19 protein-coding genes are annotated in these 17952 nt (G+C 48.3%); 9 read left to right on the top strand and 10 right to left on the bottom strand.

Going from position 1 to position 17952, the window contains the following annotated elements:
- Nucleotides 1-93 precede the first annotated feature (93 nt).
- From trpC to KME12_03805, 3 genes are all read left to right on the top strand, one after another.
- Nucleotides 94-1011 carry an indole-3-glycerol phosphate synthase TrpC gene (gene trpC / locus KME12_03815; GenBank protein ID MBW4486901.1) on the top strand — a complete coding sequence of 306 codons (918 nt, stop codon included), beginning with the start codon at nt 94-96 and terminating at the stop codon, nt 1009-1011.
- 164 nt (nt 1012-1175) lie between these two features.
- On the top strand, nt 1176-1427 hold the full coding sequence (locus tag KME12_03810; GenBank protein MBW4486900.1) for a DUF5340 domain-containing protein: 252 nt from the start codon (nt 1176-1178) through the stop codon (nt 1425-1427).
- Between the two features lie 189 nt (nt 1428-1616).
- Nucleotides 1617-2852, top strand: coding sequence for a hypothetical protein (locus KME12_03805; GenBank protein MBW4486899.1), 1236 nt, complete (start codon nt 1617-1619; stop codon nt 2850-2852).
- Nucleotides 2853-2911: 59 nt separating this feature from the next.
- On the opposite strand, the gene KME12_03800 is transcribed toward KME12_03805, so the two are convergent.
- The 5 genes from KME12_03800 to KME12_03780 all read right to left on the bottom strand — a co-directional run bounded on the left by KME12_03800 (nt 2912) and on the right by KME12_03780 (nt 7442).
- The gene (locus tag KME12_03800) at nt 2912-3103 is read right to left on the bottom strand and encodes a DUF2949 domain-containing protein (protein MBW4486898.1); all 192 of its coding nucleotides are present in this window, start codon (nt 3101-3103) and stop codon (nt 2912-2914) included.
- Between the two features lie 710 nt (nt 3104-3813).
- Nucleotides 3814-4428 (bottom strand): DUF192 domain-containing protein, encoded by a 615-nt coding sequence (locus KME12_03795; GenBank protein ID MBW4486897.1) that lies wholly within the window; start codon nt 4426-4428, stop codon nt 3814-3816.
- Nucleotides 4409-5104 (bottom strand): response regulator transcription factor, encoded by a 696-nt coding sequence (locus KME12_03790; GenBank protein MBW4486896.1) that lies wholly within the window; start codon nt 5102-5104, stop codon nt 4409-4411. Before KME12_03790 ends, KME12_03795 begins: the two co-directional genes overlap by 20 nt.
- A gap of 153 nt (nt 5105-5257) precedes the next feature.
- Entirely contained in the window at nt 5258-6175 is a 918-nt protein-coding gene (locus tag KME12_03785; protein ID MBW4486895.1) for an NAD(+) kinase, read from the bottom strand.
- 277 nt (nt 6176-6452) lie between these two features.
- Nucleotides 6453-7442, bottom strand: a complete 990-nt coding sequence (locus KME12_03780; GenBank protein MBW4486894.1) for an SDR family oxidoreductase — start codon at nt 7440-7442, stop codon at nt 6453-6455.
- A gap of 334 nt (nt 7443-7776) precedes the next feature.
- Here KME12_03780 and KME12_03775 point away from each other — a divergent pair, with 334 nt between their 5' ends.
- The gene (locus KME12_03775; GenBank protein MBW4486893.1) at nt 7777-8196 is read left to right on the top strand and encodes a metalloregulator ArsR/SmtB family transcription factor; all 420 of its coding nucleotides are present in this window, start codon (nt 7777-7779) and stop codon (nt 8194-8196) included.
- 71 nt (nt 8197-8267) lie between these two features.
- On the opposite strand, the gene KME12_03770 is transcribed toward KME12_03775, so the two are convergent.
- Nucleotides 8268-8372, bottom strand: coding sequence for a PetM family cytochrome b6-f complex subunit 7 (locus tag KME12_03770; protein MBW4486892.1), 105 nt, complete (start codon nt 8370-8372; stop codon nt 8268-8270).
- A gap of 102 nt (nt 8373-8474) precedes the next feature.
- Here KME12_03770 and pdxA point away from each other — a divergent pair, with 102 nt between their 5' ends.
- Nucleotides 8475-9617: a 4-hydroxythreonine-4-phosphate dehydrogenase PdxA gene (gene pdxA, locus KME12_03765; protein ID MBW4486891.1), complete on the top strand. Its 1143-nt coding sequence runs from the start codon at nt 8475-8477 to the stop codon at nt 9615-9617.
- A 455-nt stretch (nt 9618-10072) separates the two neighbouring features.
- Nucleotides 10073-10294, top strand: a complete 222-nt coding sequence (locus tag KME12_03760) for a DUF4327 family protein (GenBank protein MBW4486890.1) — start codon at nt 10073-10075, stop codon at nt 10292-10294.
- Between the two features lie 111 nt (nt 10295-10405).
- Here the strand turns inward: KME12_03760 and KME12_03755 are convergent, their stop codons facing one another.
- Together KME12_03755 and KME12_03750 are read right to left on the bottom strand one after the other, a co-directional pair.
- Complete coding sequence (locus KME12_03755) at nt 10406-10813, bottom strand: hypothetical protein (GenBank protein ID MBW4486889.1); 408 nt, start codon at nt 10811-10813, stop codon at nt 10406-10408.
- A 58-nt stretch (nt 10814-10871) separates the two neighbouring features.
- Entirely contained in the window at nt 10872-11222 is a 351-nt protein-coding gene (locus KME12_03750) for a hypothetical protein (GenBank protein ID MBW4486888.1), read from the bottom strand.
- A 145-nt stretch (nt 11223-11367) separates the two neighbouring features.
- Between KME12_03750 and KME12_03745 the strand changes: the two genes are divergently transcribed.
- Complete coding sequence (locus KME12_03745; protein ID MBW4486887.1) at nt 11368-12273, top strand: cation diffusion facilitator family transporter; 906 nt, start codon at nt 11368-11370, stop codon at nt 12271-12273.
- A 333-nt stretch (nt 12274-12606) separates the two neighbouring features.
- Here the strand turns inward: KME12_03745 and guaA are convergent, their stop codons facing one another.
- Nucleotides 12607-14214 (bottom strand): glutamine-hydrolyzing GMP synthase, encoded by a 1608-nt coding sequence (guaA, locus tag KME12_03740; protein MBW4486886.1) that lies wholly within the window; start codon nt 14212-14214, stop codon nt 12607-12609.
- A 139-nt stretch (nt 14215-14353) separates the two neighbouring features.
- Nucleotides 14354-15481 (bottom strand): cobalt-precorrin-5B (C(1))-methyltransferase CbiD, encoded by a 1128-nt coding sequence (gene cbiD / locus KME12_03735; GenBank protein ID MBW4486885.1) that lies wholly within the window; start codon nt 15479-15481, stop codon nt 14354-14356.
- Between the two features lie 261 nt (nt 15482-15742).
- On the opposite strand from cbiD, the gene KME12_03730 reads away from it, so the two are divergent.
- Nucleotides 15743-16216, top strand: a complete 474-nt coding sequence (locus tag KME12_03730) for an STAS domain-containing protein (GenBank protein ID MBW4486884.1) — start codon at nt 15743-15745, stop codon at nt 16214-16216.
- A gap of 196 nt (nt 16217-16412) precedes the next feature.
- A complete protein-coding gene (locus KME12_03725) occupies nt 16413-17945 on the top strand; it encodes an MFS transporter (GenBank protein MBW4486883.1) in 1533 nt (510 codons plus the stop codon).
- The last annotated feature ends 7 nt before the right edge of the window (nt 17946-17952 follow it).

The following is a 17952-nucleotide window of genomic DNA, read 5'->3' as shown; positions in this document are numbered from 1 at the left end:
AGCTAGATTCAAAGCCCCTTTCCTGTGGGAGAGGGGTTGGGGAGAGGTCAGTTCCATATTTCTCGTATTGGGTTGTTCTTAAATTAATTTCTTATGCAAATTCGTCGTCGTTCACCGAATCCTGCAATTGCTGTCCAAGAATTGCGCTATCAGGTTGTTGTGCCAGACGCTGCGCCCCGCCACATTTTGGAAGAAATTGTTTGGCATAAAGAAGTTGAAGTAGATCAAATGCGGGAGAAGCAGCCTTTACTGGAGCTGCAAAAGCAGGTTCGGACGGTCGCGCCTCCTCGCAACTTTGTGGAAGCCCTACGACAAAGCCAAACCCAGCCCGCTGTAATTGCGGAGGTCAAGAAAGCATCTCCCAGTAAAGGGCTATTGCGAGAAGACTTCGATCCTGTGGCGATCGCCCAAGCCTACAAAGAGGGTGGAGCGACCTGCGTCTCAGTTTTAACGGATCAAAAATTTTTTCAAGGCGGTTTTGCCAATCTTTCCAAGGTCCGGGCTGCAATTGACCTGCCTCTACTCTGCAAAGACTTTATTATCTACCCGTACCAAATCTACTTGGCTCGGTGCCACGGTGCAGATGCAGTGCTACTCATTGCCTCGATTCTTTCGGACAAAGACTTACAGTACTTTGTCAAAATTACAAATGCCTTGAACATGACCGCTTTAATTGAGGTGCATACCTTGGAAGAGCTGGACCGAGTTCTGGCGTTAACAGGTGTCGCCCTAGTTGGCATTAACAACCGCAACTTAGAAAACTTCTCCGTTGACTTGCAAACCACCTGTCACCTCCTCGCAGCTCGCAACCAGCAACTTCAGGAGCGAGGTATTCTAGTGGTGAGTGAGTCAGGACTGCATCAGCCTGCTGATTTAAGCTTGGTTGCTGAAGCGGGGGCAAAGGCAGTTCTGATTGGCGAATCTTTAGTCAAGCAAAGTGATCCAGCGCAGGCTTTGCGACAGATATTAGCGACCTCTGCAACCGCAGCGACCCCAAAGGCAGCTTTATAAACCCTCAGCTAAATCAGGAGTAATCATTTCGGTCTGGAATCGATGACAAAAGCTTCTGATTTAGGGGCTGAATCCAAGAAGAGTGTTCTCACAGTATTCTCCAGCCCTACTTGCCTTATCAGGTCGGTAGGGTAAACCCATTACTTTAAGGTAGATCAGCCTAAATGGAGCCGATTCCTCTTCCCTCTCACGTTCACTATGAGTTGCTACTACAACTGCTAGAACGGCAGACGATGTTTGCTGTCAAGCAAAGGTCACTTCAAAGTGAGCAAGTACACGAACTCATCAGCACTCTACGTAAGGCATTGGCTCAGCAAAAGCGATTAGAGGAAAACTGTCAACGCGCTAACCAGCCCATTGAGTACCGTTGGTCTCTCAACAATTCGGAAGCCGAAAAAACAGCTCCATCTGAATAGCCTTCCTGAATAGCCTGCAGCGATCGCAAAGGGAATATAATCTATTGCTGACGTGAAACAGGGTTTCTCAAAACTAATCCTGCTTTGTTTCTAGAGACCTATGGTGCCTTGCTGCTGTAAAGGTTATTCTATTGGCTAGTTTGTCTTGCTGAGTCTGTGAGTCAGTTATTAACGCTGGGGAGGTCCTGAGTGTCGGAACCGGACTTAGCCGCTGGTCATGAGTCAACTCCTGAAGAACTTCAACCCCAGTGGGAGCAAGAGCGTCAAACCCTACTGGCTGAGCTGGAGCAACTGCGATCGCTGGAACACAACCGCTTAGAGCGAATTTCGCTGCTAGAACAAGCGCTCGACCAAGCGCTAACGTCTTTGAACGACCTCAAGTTGCAAATGAGGGATCAACAAGTCTTAGAGGACCAGTTAGCGACTACAGAAGATTTTTCTCACGTACAGCAGCAGGCAATTACCAAGCTGAAGCTACAGTTGACGCAGCAAGAGCAAATCCTGGAAACCCGGATTGCCGAGGCTCAAGAGCAGAACCAAAGCTTTCAGGAACTCTTATCAGCGACTGAGGCGATCGCCGAAACTCAGCAAGCAGAACTAGAGCGGTTGCGAACCCAAATCGTGAAAGATCGCTCTGAGGTGCAGATTCAGCAAAAATGTTTAGAGAAGCAGCTCAGTGATTTGCAAGAGACCTTGGCAGAACAACAACAGCATGTTTTAGAAACGGAAACTCAGGCCCTAGCAGCCCGCACCTTAGCAGCGAGTCTAGAGATAAAACTAGCTGAAGCGCAACAGCAAATTGAAAGTTTATATGCCAACTTAAGTCAGCGTCAGACCGCTTTTTCCGAATTGGAGACGCAGTTAGAGCAAGCGTATTTGGCTTTGGAAGAGTATCAAATATTGATGCACCAAATGCAGCAGTCTCAAGCCCTCTTGGCCGAGCAGCACACAACCATCGCTACATTGCAGCAAGATTTAGTTACAGCTCACGGCAAGATCGAAGAACTAGAAACTCAGGTCGCTAAACAAGTCATGCTGCAAGCTAAGCTGCAACAAGCGGGCCAAGAGCTAGAAACAGAGCGCGATCGCTATCAAACCCGTGTTTTTGAACTAGAGCAGCAAGCCGCCGAAATGCAAGAACAAATTCTCAAGCAGGCTCGGCAGGCCAATGAATACGAGACTGCGGTACAGCATTGGAAAGATCGGTGTTCCGAGAGCCAACGTCAGGCGCTACACCTAAAAGAACGGCTAGAACAGCTCTCAGCAGATTCTGCGGAAGATTTATCAGAGTTGATTGGGGCAGCACAAGAGCCGGAAGTAGCTGAAACGTCAGAGCCTAGGATTTCGAAGCCAACGACTTCCTCTCAATTTGGCCGTAGTTTGAAAGTAGACTTGCCTGCTTTCTTGGCTCGACGGCAGAGCTGAAAAGCTTTTTGGCTCACCCGTCTTCCACGGGTAATAGTGCTAGTGCCTCATGCCAATGGCTAAACAGTCTCCAACCAATCGAAAATGCAATTAAGCTGCTCTAAGGTAACTAAGCCATACTGCCAGAGGATCATAGGTAATGGTCCTGGGTCTTGCTCCCGATGGCGCAGGGCGATCGCGATCGAAGCAGCAGAAATGGATAAATCCTCTTGTAAAAACCGAATAAATCGAGAATAGGTTGCGGGTGCCATACTAACTAGCCTGATGAATTAAATCTGATTTTGTATTGTCAGAAACAAATTTTTTGAAAATGGGTGGCCACTCTTTGATCTGTCCATTATCTGTCTCTTACGTTGAATGTGAGGCCAGACCTACTTTCATGAACGTCATGAATAATGAACAAATTAGCTCCAAGTAATTGCTTACTCGAAACCAAGTTCGACGGGGAAGGCTGATTTAACTATCCCCAGTTGTGATGAATAGCTAACTAAGCTGATCAACAGCTTGATGAAATCAGATTACTGAAATCCCAAGTAATCCTAATTCACGGAAGTTGCCTTTGCTTCTAAGCGCGTCAGTGAATGCTACCGACCCTTAGCAGCTCTTACTTGCTTCTTCTCACACCTAAACCCTATAGCCTGAAGCTTAGGAACTCCTCTATCTCTGTTGCTTAACCTTCAGCACCAAGGCTGAGCGCTAAAAACGAGATTGAAGGGGGTACAGACCTGAGGAAATAGGTTCTATCCTCTGGGAGAGTACCTCAAAAATACTTGATTGGGGTTCAGTAAAGAGTAAAGAACTCGTATAGAACCGATAAATTTTGAGGCAAGTATTTTTCTTCCTTAATCAGGCTAGGAAAGACAAAATAACAAATTTGTTAGGGTTTGTACACTGTATTTCTCTTTACTTAATGAAAGTTAAACGAAGGTTGAGCGAAACAAAGTTTTGTAACAACTACAACCTAAGATTGGGAGTTCGAGCGAGTCTGTTTAGACAAAAATTGAATGGTGATGCGATCGCCTGCTTTTAGCCCTAACTCAGCCGCTCTACCTCCCCGTAGCTCAATCACTTGGTCGATCAGGGTATTTGGGCCAGGACCATAGGAAGGACAGGGATCGGCTTTGCAAGGAGGTACCTGAGGCTGGATGGCTTTTACCTCACCGTTCCGCAAAAAAACCATATCCAACGGAATCAAGGTGTTTTTCATCCAAAAACCGATCGAACGCGGTGAGTTAAAGGCAAATAACATGCCTCGATTTGCAGCTAGCATCGTCCGATACATCAAACCTGTGGCCTGCTGCTGTGGAGTCTGAGCCACCTCTAACTGGATCACTTGACCCTTGACTTTAACCTGGGCACTGATTGGCAATTGCTGACCCAAGCTTTGTTTGACTGGCTTAACCGAGGGAGAACTGGGTTGAGTATCCAAGGGGCGTTGAGCTTGACTAGAGGGCGCGATCGAAGAGGATGGTGAGGTACAGGCTAACAAAAACCCACTGAGGCCAACGCACAGCAATTTGGGCCAAGGCTTTACAGAATACGTTAGCCAGTTTGTCTTATGCTTCGCGGAGAACATAGCCGACGCCTCGTACAGTTTGAATCAAGCGTTTCTCACCCTCGTCTTCAATCTTGAGCCGAAGATAGCGGATGTATACTTCAATGACGTTGGATTCACCTAAAAAGTCGTAGCCCCAGACATTTTCCAAGATTTGTTCACGGGTCAGAACTTCACGGGGATGCTCCATTAAATACTTGAGCAGTTCAAATTCCTTCATCGTCAGCTCAATCGCCCGCCCATTACGAAGCGCTCTGCGGGTCGCCAAATCTAAAACTAATTCGCCAAAGCGCAGTTGTTCGGTACTGTGGGTTTCGGGCTGTAAATAGAGCCGTACTAGTTTCAGAAATTCTTCTGTACGGTAAGGCTTGAGGAAATAATCATCGGCTCCTGCTTCCAAACAAGCCACGCGATCGTCTACAGAATCACGAGCCATCAACATGAGCACAGGGACACGGGCACCTGTACTCCGGAGGTAATTGCACAGTTTTAAGCCCGACTCTCCCGATAACAGGCGATCGACCACAATTAAGGCAGGTTGTAGAGCATGGGCTTGGTGCAAGCCACTACTCGCATCATGTGCCACCACCGCTTCATAGCCAAACTCCTTAAGGTCGAGCATGACATGTTGCGCTAAAGCTTCATCTGGCTCAATTAGCAGAATGCAGGGACTGCGGTCAGAATTAACGGTACTCATGATACCTGGTGAGAAAGCATATAGAGTTCAGCAGAGAGCTTCAGCCTTTGTGCCAATCTAGCTCCAAATGAGTATTAATACTTCACCAGCGCTTTCCTTGTTTTAGCACGTCTGTAAAGTATCAACTCTAAACTAAGTTTCGAGAACCTGCTATTAAGGCAACTCTACAGAGGTGGGCTTGGCAATGTGAGGCAGTCCCCAGCCCAGCTTTTCTCTAAGCAAGTGGAAAAACTCTGGCGGTTGCAGCCGAATGAAACGAGCAGAGTATTGCGATCGCACCATCCGAACCCGATCTTCTGGCAAGATATAGCAGCCCGCATTGCCATCTACCACCATCACTAACCGATTAGGATTAGCAGAAAAAATAGTCACGGGTTCACTGTCCGCAAACACCAGAGCCCGTGAAGCCAGGGAATGCGGACAAATGGGGACTAGCTGCAAAACTGGGACGCCTGGAGTAATCACAGGACCACCCGCTGACAAAGAATAGGCGGTAGAACCTGTGGGCGTGGAAACAATGATGCCATCAGCAGCAATATCGACAGGAGCGTGCCGACCAATCTCAATCTCAAAATGGCACATGCTGGTCAGCGGCTCTCGATGCATAACCATCTCGTTGAGGCAGAGAGCTTCCCACAACAGGTTATCTTCTCGCAAGACCTGGACCGAGAGCATGGCCCGCTCTTCTACCTCATACTGACCCGCTAGAACCAAATCTAACGCTTGCGGCAATTGGTTTAAGTAGGCTTCCGTTAAAAACCCCATGTGACCTGTGTTGACGGTCAGTAAGGGAATATTGCAAGGAGCCACTTGGCGAAAAGCAGAGAGCACCGTACCGTCGCCCCCTAAAACAATCGCAAAAGTCATTGTTTCATCAAACCCAGGGGGAATTAGATGCTCAATGGGCGTGTGACAGATCGGTCCCTCTGGTCCGGAGCAGCCAAGAATTCCCCCGATCCCTGTAGTTGAGTAAACCTGCCAACCACTAGCGATGAGCTTGTCTTCTAGCTCCTCAGCTATGCGACAAGCGGTCGGTTTAATGTCGTTGTAGATAATGCCGACTTTGGGCACGCTTAAAATCCAGCTTATAAATCGATTAAAGGCAAAACAAAAACTTCGCTTTTGAAACGAAGGTGCTAGCCTTGGAGTTTTCCAATAGCTCTAATGGTACCAGGTTGGACATCTTAGGAAATAGGTCACCTCAGTCGGTCAATCTATACTTAGCCTACAGTCATAGCTATAAGCTATAGCAAGGAGGGGGCTAAGGTGCTTATGCTGAGGTGTTTGTACAGTATTTTGTAGCTAAGATCAGCGATCGCAGGCAATCAAACGACTCCTCTAATTCAACTTATTTAAAGAAACCAGACTTGAAAGCGGTCTTCTTGTTAGTTTGCTTGGCAGATTGAGTTTGCTCGTAATCTAATTCCTTGAGTTTCTTCAAGATGCGACCGAAGTAGTCTTGTAAATAAACTTCTAGCGTTGTGGTTTCTTGTGGATCAAGCCCAAAAGTGCTGTAGATCTCATCCATTGGAGCTTGCAGCGGTTTTCCCGTGGCTAAGACTTCAGTAAAAGCCAAGCGATCGGCTAAGTTCCAGCCCCACTGAAAGAATCGCGCAATTCGACGCGAAGACCGCAATAAGCCCATTGGCATCCGGGTCACTTTGGCTTCCTTACTCGAAAGGCGCTCACAAAGCCGAATAATCTCGTAACTGCCCCAAGCCCGTGAACCTACGACCGGAAAAGTTTTGTTTTCAGTTTTGGGAACAGAGAGGGCACGGATTGCAAACTTAGCAATATCTTGGGTGTCCATGTAGGCAATGGGTGTTGCTTCTCCGGTGACCCAAACCGCTTGTTTTTCTAAAATCGGAATGGCGTATTGCCCAATTAAGCCTTGCAGGAAACCACACGGTTGCAAAATTGTGTAGTTCAAGCCAGATTCAGCTAAAAATAGCTCGGTGCACCGCTTGATTTCCATCAGGGGCACATCGGGATACTGATCAGCATTCAAAATTGAGAAGAAGATAAAGCGATCGACTCCAGACACTTTAGCCGCTTGGATTAAAGCCACTTTGCCTTCCCAATCTACTTGTCTCATGCTGAGAGAATCCGTAGGCCGACTAGTAGCAGCGTCAATTACAGCGTTAACATCCTTGAGAGCTGGAATGAGACTGTCCGGTTCACACAAGTCTCCCTGTACAAGTTCAGCTCCCCACTCCTTCAAGAAAGCTGCCTTCCTGAGACTGCGGACTAAGCACCGAACCTGATGCCCCTCGTCGAGGGCACGACGAGCTACTTGCCTTCCCAAAGTGCCAGTGGCACCGACAACTAATAACTGCATGAAGGATTAGTGATAGTTTGTTAACTTTTTATAAGATATTATCAGAAATTGTATGTTTCTTGACAGCGATTTCAACTTGCTATCTCGACAGCAGGGTCTAATTTAGCGCTGTTAAGCAGTGTAGGGTGACGTAAATTGGTAGCAATCAAAAATGAGAGAGACAGGAAGCGATCGCCTCAAGGGAACCACTCACTAACGTTAAACTGGACAACAAGACTGCTCTGCTAGCTGCAAAGCAAAAACTCAAGCACCAAGCAGGCTGCACTTTCAGACTATCGAGAAGTCTAACCTTTTTGTATTAACGACCCACTTACAACTGAGTTTGTTACCCGTTATGTCTAATCTTGAGTCTCTGTCTACCTGCCCTACCCCAGTGGACACCGCTGTTGTGGCAGAGGATCTCAATTGTAAAGAGCAGCACCCAGTCAGTCTGAGCAATGTGCGGCAACTACATCGAGACATTCTCAGTGTGGACAAGGCTCAGCGAATGGCAGAATTTTTTAGTTTGTTAGGAGATACGAACCGCCTGAGAATTGTCTCAGCGCTGGCGGTGCAAGAACTGTGCGTTTGTGATCTGGCTGCCGCTGTCAAAATGAGCGAGTCGGCTGTGTCTCATCAGTTGCGAGCTTTGCGTAGCATGCGTTTGGTGGGCTATCGCAAGCAAGGCCGCAATGTTTTCTATTACCTCAAAGATAGCCACGTGCTGAACTTATATCGAGAGGTGGCTGATCACTTGGATGAACCGGAAGACTAAATGCAGCTTCCCCATCCCTGTTGACCATCCCCGTCTGATAACGAGCAGTGAGCTATCTTAGAGGGCTAACCTTACTCTTCGCCGCCTTGAATTTTTAGCAGCAGAAAACCCATGCCCAACCCGACCAAGATCAGGGTAAAGGACAGAACCGCTGCATTGAGAATTTCACCATTCATTGCTTTAACGCTCCTTGTTAAACCCGGTTAAACCCGCAGTCAGTATTTTAGAACAGTTTGCCCCTTAATCCTTGCCCTGAGATTGGCAAGCAACTCAGTTCTATGAGAATTCAATCCACTCGAAGTGCCTCAGCTTTGCTTGCCTCCCAACCACGTCCTCGCTTAGCTGTGACGTTAGGAGATCCCGCAGGAATTGGCCCCGAAGTGGTTTTGAAAGCTTTAGCCGACCCAGCCGTGACGCACAACTGCGAGATTACAGTCGTAGGCAGTCAAACAGCGTTAAATCGAGTCTATCAACAACTGAGTGAGCAACAGCAACGCTTAAGTGGAGTAAATGCAAGTGGAGTCAATGGAGCGGAAGCTGAACCATTGGCAAATCCCGATGCGCTGTCGATCTGGGATGTCCCGCTGGATCAAGCCACTGAGTCAAAAATTGCGGTGGGCACAGAAAGTGCAGCGAGTGGTGCGGCAAGTTTCGCTTATCTAGAAACAGCGATCGCTCGGACGTTGGCAGGAGAATTTGATGGCATCGTGACGGGCCCCATTGCTAAGTCAGCCTGGAAAGCCGCAGGGCATGAGTATCCGGGCCAAACAGAGTTGTTGGCCGAGCGAGCGGGAGTGCAGCGCTTTGGTATGCTCTTTGTCGCGCGATCGCCCCATAGTAACTGGACGTTACGAACACTGCTTGCCACCACTCATATTCCACTCCGTCAAGTGCCTGATGTGTTAACGCCAGAGCTGATGACAACCAAGTTAGAGTTATTAGCAGAGTGCTTACAGCAAGACTTTGGCCTCACCACACCCCGAATTGCGATCGCAGGTCTCAATCCTCATAGTGGTGAGCAAGGGCAGTTAGGCAGCGAGGAGCAGGATTGGCTGATTCCGTGGCTAGAGCAAGCGCGTCAACGGTGGCCACAGTTGCAGCTCGAAGGGCCAGTGCCTCCAGATACGCTTTGGGTGAAACCTGGTCAAGCTTGGTATGGTACTGCTAGTGCAGAAGGCTCGGCTCATGATGCTTATTTGGCGCTGTATCACGACCAGGGCTTAATCCCCGTCAAGCTGTTAGCCTTTGATCGAGCCATTAATACTTCCATTGGCCTGCCCTTTATTCGTACCTCGCCCGATCACGGCACCGCTTTTGATATTGCAGGTCGAGGAGTTGCCAACCCTAACAGCATGAAAGCAGCCGTACAACTAGCAGCCGAATTAGCGACTCGTAGAATGGCAGCCGTCAGCCAAACTTGAAGCAGTCTATGGGTTGCAACCAACTAACCCACTAAACCCACGAATAGACTAAATAACCAAACTAATAATGAACTAAGCAAGACCTCGGTGGAAGAAGTGCAGCGATCGCCACTCAAAGTCTTGAGGAAAGTTGCGAACAGTATAGATCTGTTAAGCCTACGCTAAGTTTTGCCAACATTGGGTCACTCTAAGCTGAGCCAAACGAAACCTGAAAACTGCCTGACATCAAGGCAAATCTATCCTGAGGTAGTTTAATTGGGAAAATAAACATGCAGAAAGAGTTAGCTTTTAATGACTTTTGCAATGTTTATTAATATAATCGAAGGGAAAGTAGCCTGAAAATAAAAAACATTCAGTATAGCTGATTACAAAGTCATCTGAGCTACAAACTTCCTGACGATATTATTTGTTTGAGATTTTTTGTAGCTTCGTAGTTGCAATTAGTAAGGGTGAATATGATTCAGTCCATTCAATATTCTATTAGCTTGATTCAGGACGAAGCACGACACCTCGTGCAGCAAGGCGTTGTCAGTCGTCAGCAACCGATTTACGCACTTTGCAAGTACATTCCTGCTCGTGAGTGGGCCTTGGTGGAATGTGAACTGGAGCGCAGCAATTTCTTGCTCAGAGACCGCATTGGGGATCTAATCAGCTGCGAAAATTGGGAAAACGATTAGATAGATTCGGGTCTATGACAAGCTGGGCTGCCTTAGTTGAAGCCGCCTCGATCGCCATAGCTCTCCAATAGATGATTTAGCTAGCGTCAGAACGCGATCGCTACCACACGACTATTCAGGCAAATCTGGGTTCCGTAGTTTTTCTAACTCAGTCCGAATTGCTGCAATTTGAGCCGTTAATTCCTGCAACTCAAGTTGCACATCTGGAGGAGCTGTCGGACTAGCTGGGTTGGTATTCGCTGCCGTAGGACTCGCTGAAGTTGTCGGGTCGTAAGGTGGTTGAGCTTGTTGACGATTGCGTTGTTCCAACAGCGTATCCACAAAGTTGCGAGCTTCTTGCTCCGTCATGGCTCCTTTTGTGTCCCATTCCTCTGCCAGCTGGCCCAAGTCGGATCTCAGGCGAGATAGATTTTGGTCGCGCTTCTCAGGATCTTGCAACACCTCAATTAAGGAAGCAGTGGCCCCCAAGGTGACACGTAGTCCTTTTTGCAATAACTGAGTCAAATTATTAGAATCCATCGGTAGGGGCTAAATGCTAATGGTGATTGGCTGCTTCGATTTTATCTACAAGTCACAGTTAGGCAACCTGCTCTAGGTACTGATTTACGTCTTCGATCAGGCGAGTGAGTTCAGCTTCTGTAGTCAAACGGATGCGATCGTCGCGTACCGTAAGCAACACTTTGGCAGCAAATGGAGTGGGCCAGATGTTGGGGTTACAGAAAACTTCTAGAAACACGTCCCCTGTGTAGCGGTACTCTACTGATTTTTGCGGATTGAGTCTACCACCGGGAGTAGTAGCCGCCGCAACAACTTTTAAGCTCTCCAAAAGCCCAGTGAGCGCAGCTTTTAGCTCCTGAGCTGCTTGAGCTGTAAAGCTAAAAGAAACAGAGCCTTCAATCAAATTAAGGATGAGTTGAGTCGCAGCCATAAGCAGTCCGTTGGAGCATCTGATGTGAGCATCTGAGTGTTTATCGTACCGGGGAAGCGGTCTACACAGTACTAGTGATCTGAACGGATATCTCTTCTAGACTGGATGCCATAGAACTCTGATGCAGGATCAGGAGAGTTCAATCATGGTATTTGACAATCGTTCTCAAGTTCGTAAGGTGTTGATTATCACCCTGCTACTTAATATATTTGTAATGCTCTTAAAAGCGTTTGTGGGATGGTCAACCGGGTCGCTGAGCCTACTAGCAGATGCTTTGCACAGTGTTACAGATAGCGCTAACAATATTTTAGGGCTGGTAGCCAGTCGTTTTTCCTCTCCCGAACCCGATCGCGATCACCCCTATGGGCATCAAAAATTTGAAGCCGTTGGAGCTTTAGGCATTGCGGCTTTTTTGGGCATTGCCTGTTTTGAGATTCTTCAAGGAGCAGTGGAGCGTTTATTTCAGGGCAGCGAACCTGTAAAAATCTCGGCTTCTGAGTTGTGGATCTTGCTGCTGGTGCTAGGGGTCAACATTTTTGTCACCTTTTATGAGCGGGCTGTAGGTCAACGAGTCAACAGCCCCATCTTGATTGCAGATGCTCAGCATACGATGAGTGATGTTTGGGTCACGATTAGTGTGCTGGCGGGGTTAGTTGGCATTTGGATCTGGAATATCCAGTTGCTCGACTTATTTTTGTCGTTTCCGGTCGCGCTTTTGGTGTTTACCAGTGGTTGGTCAGTTCTACGGTCTAACTTGCCTTGGTTAGTGGATGAAATGGCGATCGCTCCTGAAGCTATTCATGCGATCGCAGCGCAAGTCCCTGGGGTCATCAACTGCCACAGTATTGCCTCCAGGGGGATATTAGGTCGGCAGGTTTTCATCGAAATGCACTTGATTGTGGGGGCTGATGACGTTGAAACTGCCCACCAAATTACCGAAGCAGTAGAAACACGGCTAGAAGAACGATACGGCCCTGCCCAAATCAATATTCATGTGGAACCACCTGCTTATGTGTCCCACCAAATTAGCTATGAGAGTGATCTGTCTTAAGCGACCCATTTTAGCGATCAGCGACAAAATACGACCGCAGAGGTAGCAGGATTAAAATCCTCGTAAAAGATTTTAATTAATTTTTAATAAATAGTTAACAAAGACTATAGTTTTCCACAGATCAAGGGGTTTTTCCACAGATTTAGCCGTGTTTTCCACAAAAAATTCATAAGAGTTACAGTGCTGCCATTTATTTCTCTAATAGCAGCACTCTACTTATTGGTCTTGATCAGCAAGATTGATCGACAAAGTAAAACAAAGCTGAATGAGAAAAATCAGCTATCTATTCACCTCGATGTCGAGATCAGGGAAGTCATAAAATCTAGGGCAGTTTTATTCCCACTCGATGGTGCCAGGAGGCTTAGAGGTGATGTCATAAACTACCCGATTGACGCCAGGTACCTCGTTCACAATCCGGTTAGAAATTGTTTCGAGCAGATCATAAGGAGCACGAGACCAATCTGCGGTCATGCCATCTTCGCTGGAAACTAATCGCAGAACAATAGGGTAAGCATAGGTTCTTTGGTCGCCCATGACACCCACGCTGCGAACTGGCAATAATACTGCGAATGCTTGCCAAAAATCATGGTAAACACCGCGCCGATTAATTTCTTGGCGCACAATCAAGTCGGCGTCGCGGAGAATTTCTAAGCGCTCCTCAGTGATTTCTCCCACGATGCGGATCGCTAAGCCAGGGCCAGGAAAGGGATGCCGCTGGACAATTTCTTCGGGCAAACCAATTGAGCGGCCTAGCTTGCGAACTTCATCTTTAAACAGCTTGCGGAGAGGTTCTACTAGCTTGAAGCGCAGATCCTTGGGCAAGCCACCCACGTTATGATGGCTCTTGATTTTGACTGCAACCCGCTCACCTGTCTTCGGATCAACATTGGTATCCGCTGACTCAATCACATCTGGATAGAGAGTGCCTTGAGCTAAATAATCGAAGGGGCCTAGGCGTTTGGATTCTTCCTCAAACACACTGATAAATTCATGACCAATCCGCTTGCGTTTTTCTTCTGGATCGGTCACTCCCTGCACGGTGGCTAAGAAGCGATCGCGGGCATTGACGTAAGCAACATTAATGTGAAATTGCTCCTCAAACAGCTTCACCAATCGTTCTGGCTCATACTTGCGCATGAAACCTTGGTCGATAAACATACAGGTGAGCTGATCGCCGATAGCTCGGTGCATCAAGAAAGCCAAGGTCGAGGAATCTACCCCCCCAGAGAGGGCCAGCAGTACTCGTTTATCTCCCACCTTGGCCCGAATTTCTCGAATCGACTGTTCGACGAACGCAGCGGTGGTCCAAGTCGGTTCTGCTTGGCAGATGTGATAAACAAAGTTGCGAATCAACGCCATGCCGCCAAGAGAATGCACCACTTCTGGGTGAAACTGCACTCCATATAGCTGCTTTTCATGGTGGGCGATCGCGGCACAGGGCGTATTGTCTGTGTGTGCCAGCAACTCAAAGCCATCTGGCAACTTGGCTACTGAGTCGCCATGACTCATCCACATCGTTGTGCCATCGTCCACATTGGTCAGCAAGTCGGTGGGATCATCAATCACGAGGGCAGCTTTGCCATATTCACCACGATCGGCCCGCTCTACTTCGCCACCGAGCTGTTGCACCATCAACTGCATGCCATAGCAGACCCCTAAAACTGGGATGCCTAACTGCCAAATCTCTGGGTCACACTGAGGAGCACCCTGGTCATAGACAGAACTGGGACCACCAGAGAGAATAATGCCTTTGGGGTTGAGCTGTCGTAGCTGTTCTGCTGTGGTGCGATAAGAAATCACCTCAGAGTAAACCTGAGTTTCGCGAATCCGACGAGCAATCAGCTCTGAGTACTGAGAGCCAAAGTCTAAAATGACAATAATTTGCCGATCCAGCTGCTTTAAGTCCTCAGCTTGAATCACTGGTTCAGTCTGTAGAGTCACGGACGTATCCTGATGCGGGTGGGGTAGATGTGGAGATAAACCCTTGCTATGGCCTTTCTAAAGCACGAAAGCGATGCCAAAAACGGATTCTAAAAATTTCTTTACTTTGTAAATCAAGTGTACGCGCATTTAAGCTAGATTAACAGACTTGCGACAATAATTTCTGCCCGATTTCGCTTTGGACTAAAATCTGGCGATCGCGATCGAACAAAATAGAGCCAACTTCGACTGGACGCTGGCTGTGGGTGTAGATGTAGGCTTGACAACGTTGATCAATTTGTTGGGCGATCGCGCCATAAACCTGTTGCACCCAAGTAGTGCCTGAGGTGGAATCGAGCGATCTCAAGTAGTTTAAAGCAGCTTCAGCCGTAGAACTGGCAAAGACGGTGGGTAGGGTTTGGCTCGGTAGCCCTAGGTTGGCACAGTGAGCCGTCAAGATTTCTAGTCGCCCATCGGCAACATGGTGATGAGTGTGAAAGATGCCGCCCGCCAACTTGATTAATTTGCCGTGGTAGCCAAATAACAGAACCGCCTGTACTCCTGCTAAACCTGCTTCGACCAACAGGGGACCGATCCAGTTCGCAGTTTTAACCAAGCGATTCGGGTCAATACCCATCTGGGTGGCTAAGTCTAGGCCGTTCTCTCCGACGCAGAAGACCAGGCCATCGAAGTAAGATTGCTTGGTGTGTAGCGCTTCCCGAAATGCTTCGAGTTGTCCAGGGGCGCTCAATGGCTGGGAAATACCTGTAGTGCCGAGGAGAGATAATCCTTCTACGACCCCAAAGGCTGCGTTAGAAGTGCGCTCTGCTAAAGCTCGTCCCTCTGGCAGAATAATGGTGACTCGAATTTTTTCGCCTAGAGTTAACTGCCGCTCCAAGTTAGTATGCAAAAGCCGCTGAGCATAGGCATAGATCGCCGCCTGATTCTCTTGGTTTTCAGCCTTAATCTGTCGCCCCACACCTTCCCCACCTTGAATCACCACTGCTTCTGGCTGATCTACAGCGCCCCACTCCACTAAAGCCCAAATAGGGGTATCGCGAGTCAGGTCTAGGTTATCGCCGGGGTCACTGTGGGCGATCGCTAGAGCAGAGCTAGCCGTGAGTCCTGCCACCTGAGCAATAGGAATCGTGACTGTTTCAGCAGGCTCAACTAAGTCTAAGTCAACGGAAGGAATGCTTTGTGGGCCTTGGTGTAGCCATCGTAAAGCAGCGATCGCAGCAGCGGCGGCAAAGACAGGAAGCGTGTATCCAGCCCGTAGTTCTAGCAAGTAAAAAATCCTCAGTTCAACTCCGTGAATTTACTTTTGTGACAAAAATCACGAAAAGTGAGTGATCGATCACAGTTTCTTTATAAGAATTTTAGGTTCAGATTGGAGATGGAGGAGTATGGCCTCTCGCAGTTGGGGTTTCAACGTCCAGCCTCAATGCTGCCTTCCTTGTGGCGTTTCCTGGAGACCCCAATGAAAACCGTCATAAACTCAACTACAAATGCTCTTAACTTCGATGGGATCAGCGTAGAAGAGGAGGCAATGCCTCATACTATTGTGCTGCAACCCAATGGCTGCCTAAACGCTGTTACGAGTTCTAAATTTCAACAGGAGCTAGAACAAGCCCTAGAAGTGACAGCGAACGCAGTGATTGTGGATTTATTGCATGTTGAGGCGGTAGAGCAGGAAGGAGTGAGCGCCCTGCTAGCAGGAATTAAGCTAGCCACTAGCTTGAACAAATCACTCTCGATTTGTTCAATGAGTATGAAGACTCGGCTAGCCTTGGAAACAGAGAGGGGACGTCAGCGAGCTGTGACTTTAGGGTCTTGGAGTGACCTCTGCAAGCAAGAGTTTGAAACATTTTTGCGAACCCACAGCTGGGCTCGCAAGCAGGCAGCAGCTCAAACGTCGGCCCAGCATTTGACTCAACATGCGACCCACGTAGTGCCCTCTAGACCCGTGAGCTACGCCGCTGGCAATACAGACATTGAAATGCGAACTCAGCAGACTGCTTAAGCAGACGATTATTACAGCAGACGATTGTTGCAATGGGTTGCAATAGGTTGAGGAATATATCTTTCGGTTGGGTGGTGTCTAGGATTGAGTCCTCAAGATATGCTCAGAAGAATTATGTAGCCTCACCCTCAGGCTGATGGTGTGCAGGTCACTAACTTAGTAAAAATATTTAACAATTAAGATTTCTAGCTCCCGCATGCTGAGACAAGCAGTCGATTTGACAACTGTTGAGGTGGCAGCTATCCCTGTGTCTGGGATTGTAGATCCGGTTGCTGACCCCGCACCTATATCGGCCCCCCGTAAACCCTCTAAGCAAGCAATTCGGAACAGCCTTAGAGCCTCTACCCTAGATGGTGTGTTTGCGACCATCTTCTCTAATGTGGCGGGTGGCGTTTTACTCAGTAACTTCTTAGTAGAGCTGAATGCCAGCCCTGTAGAACTAGGGATGCTAGCTTCAATTCCGCTGCTGGCCAACCTACTACAACCTTTGGGAGCTTATCTAGCTAACCGCACCACAAGTCGCCACCGGTATGGTTTGTGGATTTATGCTCCAGCTAGGTTGCTCTGGCTAATTCTGGTTCTGGGAATTGGAGTTGCGAGCTTTCAGCCAACTCACCCGCATCTTTTAGTGCAATGGGCTTTGGCGATCGTCGTGCTGACCCATTTCTTAGGAGCTTTAGGGGGAGCCTCGTGGTTCAGTTGGGTGGCATCTCTAGTGCCTCGGCAATTACGCGGTCGCTATTTTGGCATTCGCAACAGTGCCATTAGCTTGACCAACTTACTCAGCGTTCCTTTGGTGGGACTGGCGGTGACGGCTTGGCCAGGAGGTAGCATCCAAGGATATGGAGTGTTGCTATTTTTGGGCGTGATTGTCGGGCTGGTTAGCATCGGGTTTCAGTACTGGATGGTGGATGTCAATCCTCAAGCGCAGCAGCAGGAGCACACTGAGTCATCGCTCGAAAAATCTGCTGATTTGGATGCAGTTGCAGCAGAGCCTTCTAAGAGTAGAAGCTTTTGGCAAGACAGAAACTTCTTGATGTTCTTGCTCTACTTTGCCTTGTGGGGTTTCTCAGTCAACTTAAGCGCTCCGTTTTTTAACATCTATCTGTTGGATACTCTGTCCTTAGATGTTAATTGGGTGACTACTTATACGAGCCTGGGAGCGGGAGCTAACTTGCTCATGTTGGTGCTATGGGGTAAGTTAGCCGATCGCATTGGGAATCGCCCCATTCTTGTTTTAGTGGGCATTTTGGTCGCGGTTACTCCCTTGCTGTGGCTGGGGACAGGGGCGGATTTAACTTCACTCCTTGTTTGGTTTCCACTGCTGCATATTTTGGCGGGGGGTACTTGGGCCGCGATCGACCTTTGCATCAATAATATTCAGCTAGGAGTTGCACCTGTCCAGCATCAGGCTACTTACTTTGCGATCGCCGGAGCTGTAGCAGGAGTCAGCGGAGCTTTGGGAACAACGGCAGGAGGATTTCTGATTGAGTTCACCAACTCTGGTGGCATCTTGGGACTGTTTGCCCTCTCTAGCGTCATTCGCTTAGTGGCAATTTTGCCTTTGCTGTTTGTCCGGGAGCAACGTCCACGCTCAGTTCGCCAAGCGGTGCAAGCTCTGGCGCAGAGTTTGAGTAACGCCTTGAGAATACCAAAGCGATCGCCCTTGCTCCTCAAGCCACAAGCCTTAGCAGTAGAAGCCACGAACTTCCCAGATCAGGCACAATAAAGACATC

This window comes from Trichocoleus desertorum ATA4-8-CV12 (assembly GCA_019358975.1).
In the GTDB taxonomy this organism is placed as follows: domain Bacteria; phylum Cyanobacteriota; class Cyanobacteriia; order FACHB-46; family FACHB-46; genus Trichocoleus; species Trichocoleus desertorum_A.
The sequence above is the reverse complement of the archived record's forward strand: the minus strand, read 5'-3'. Positions and strand labels throughout refer to the sequence as shown.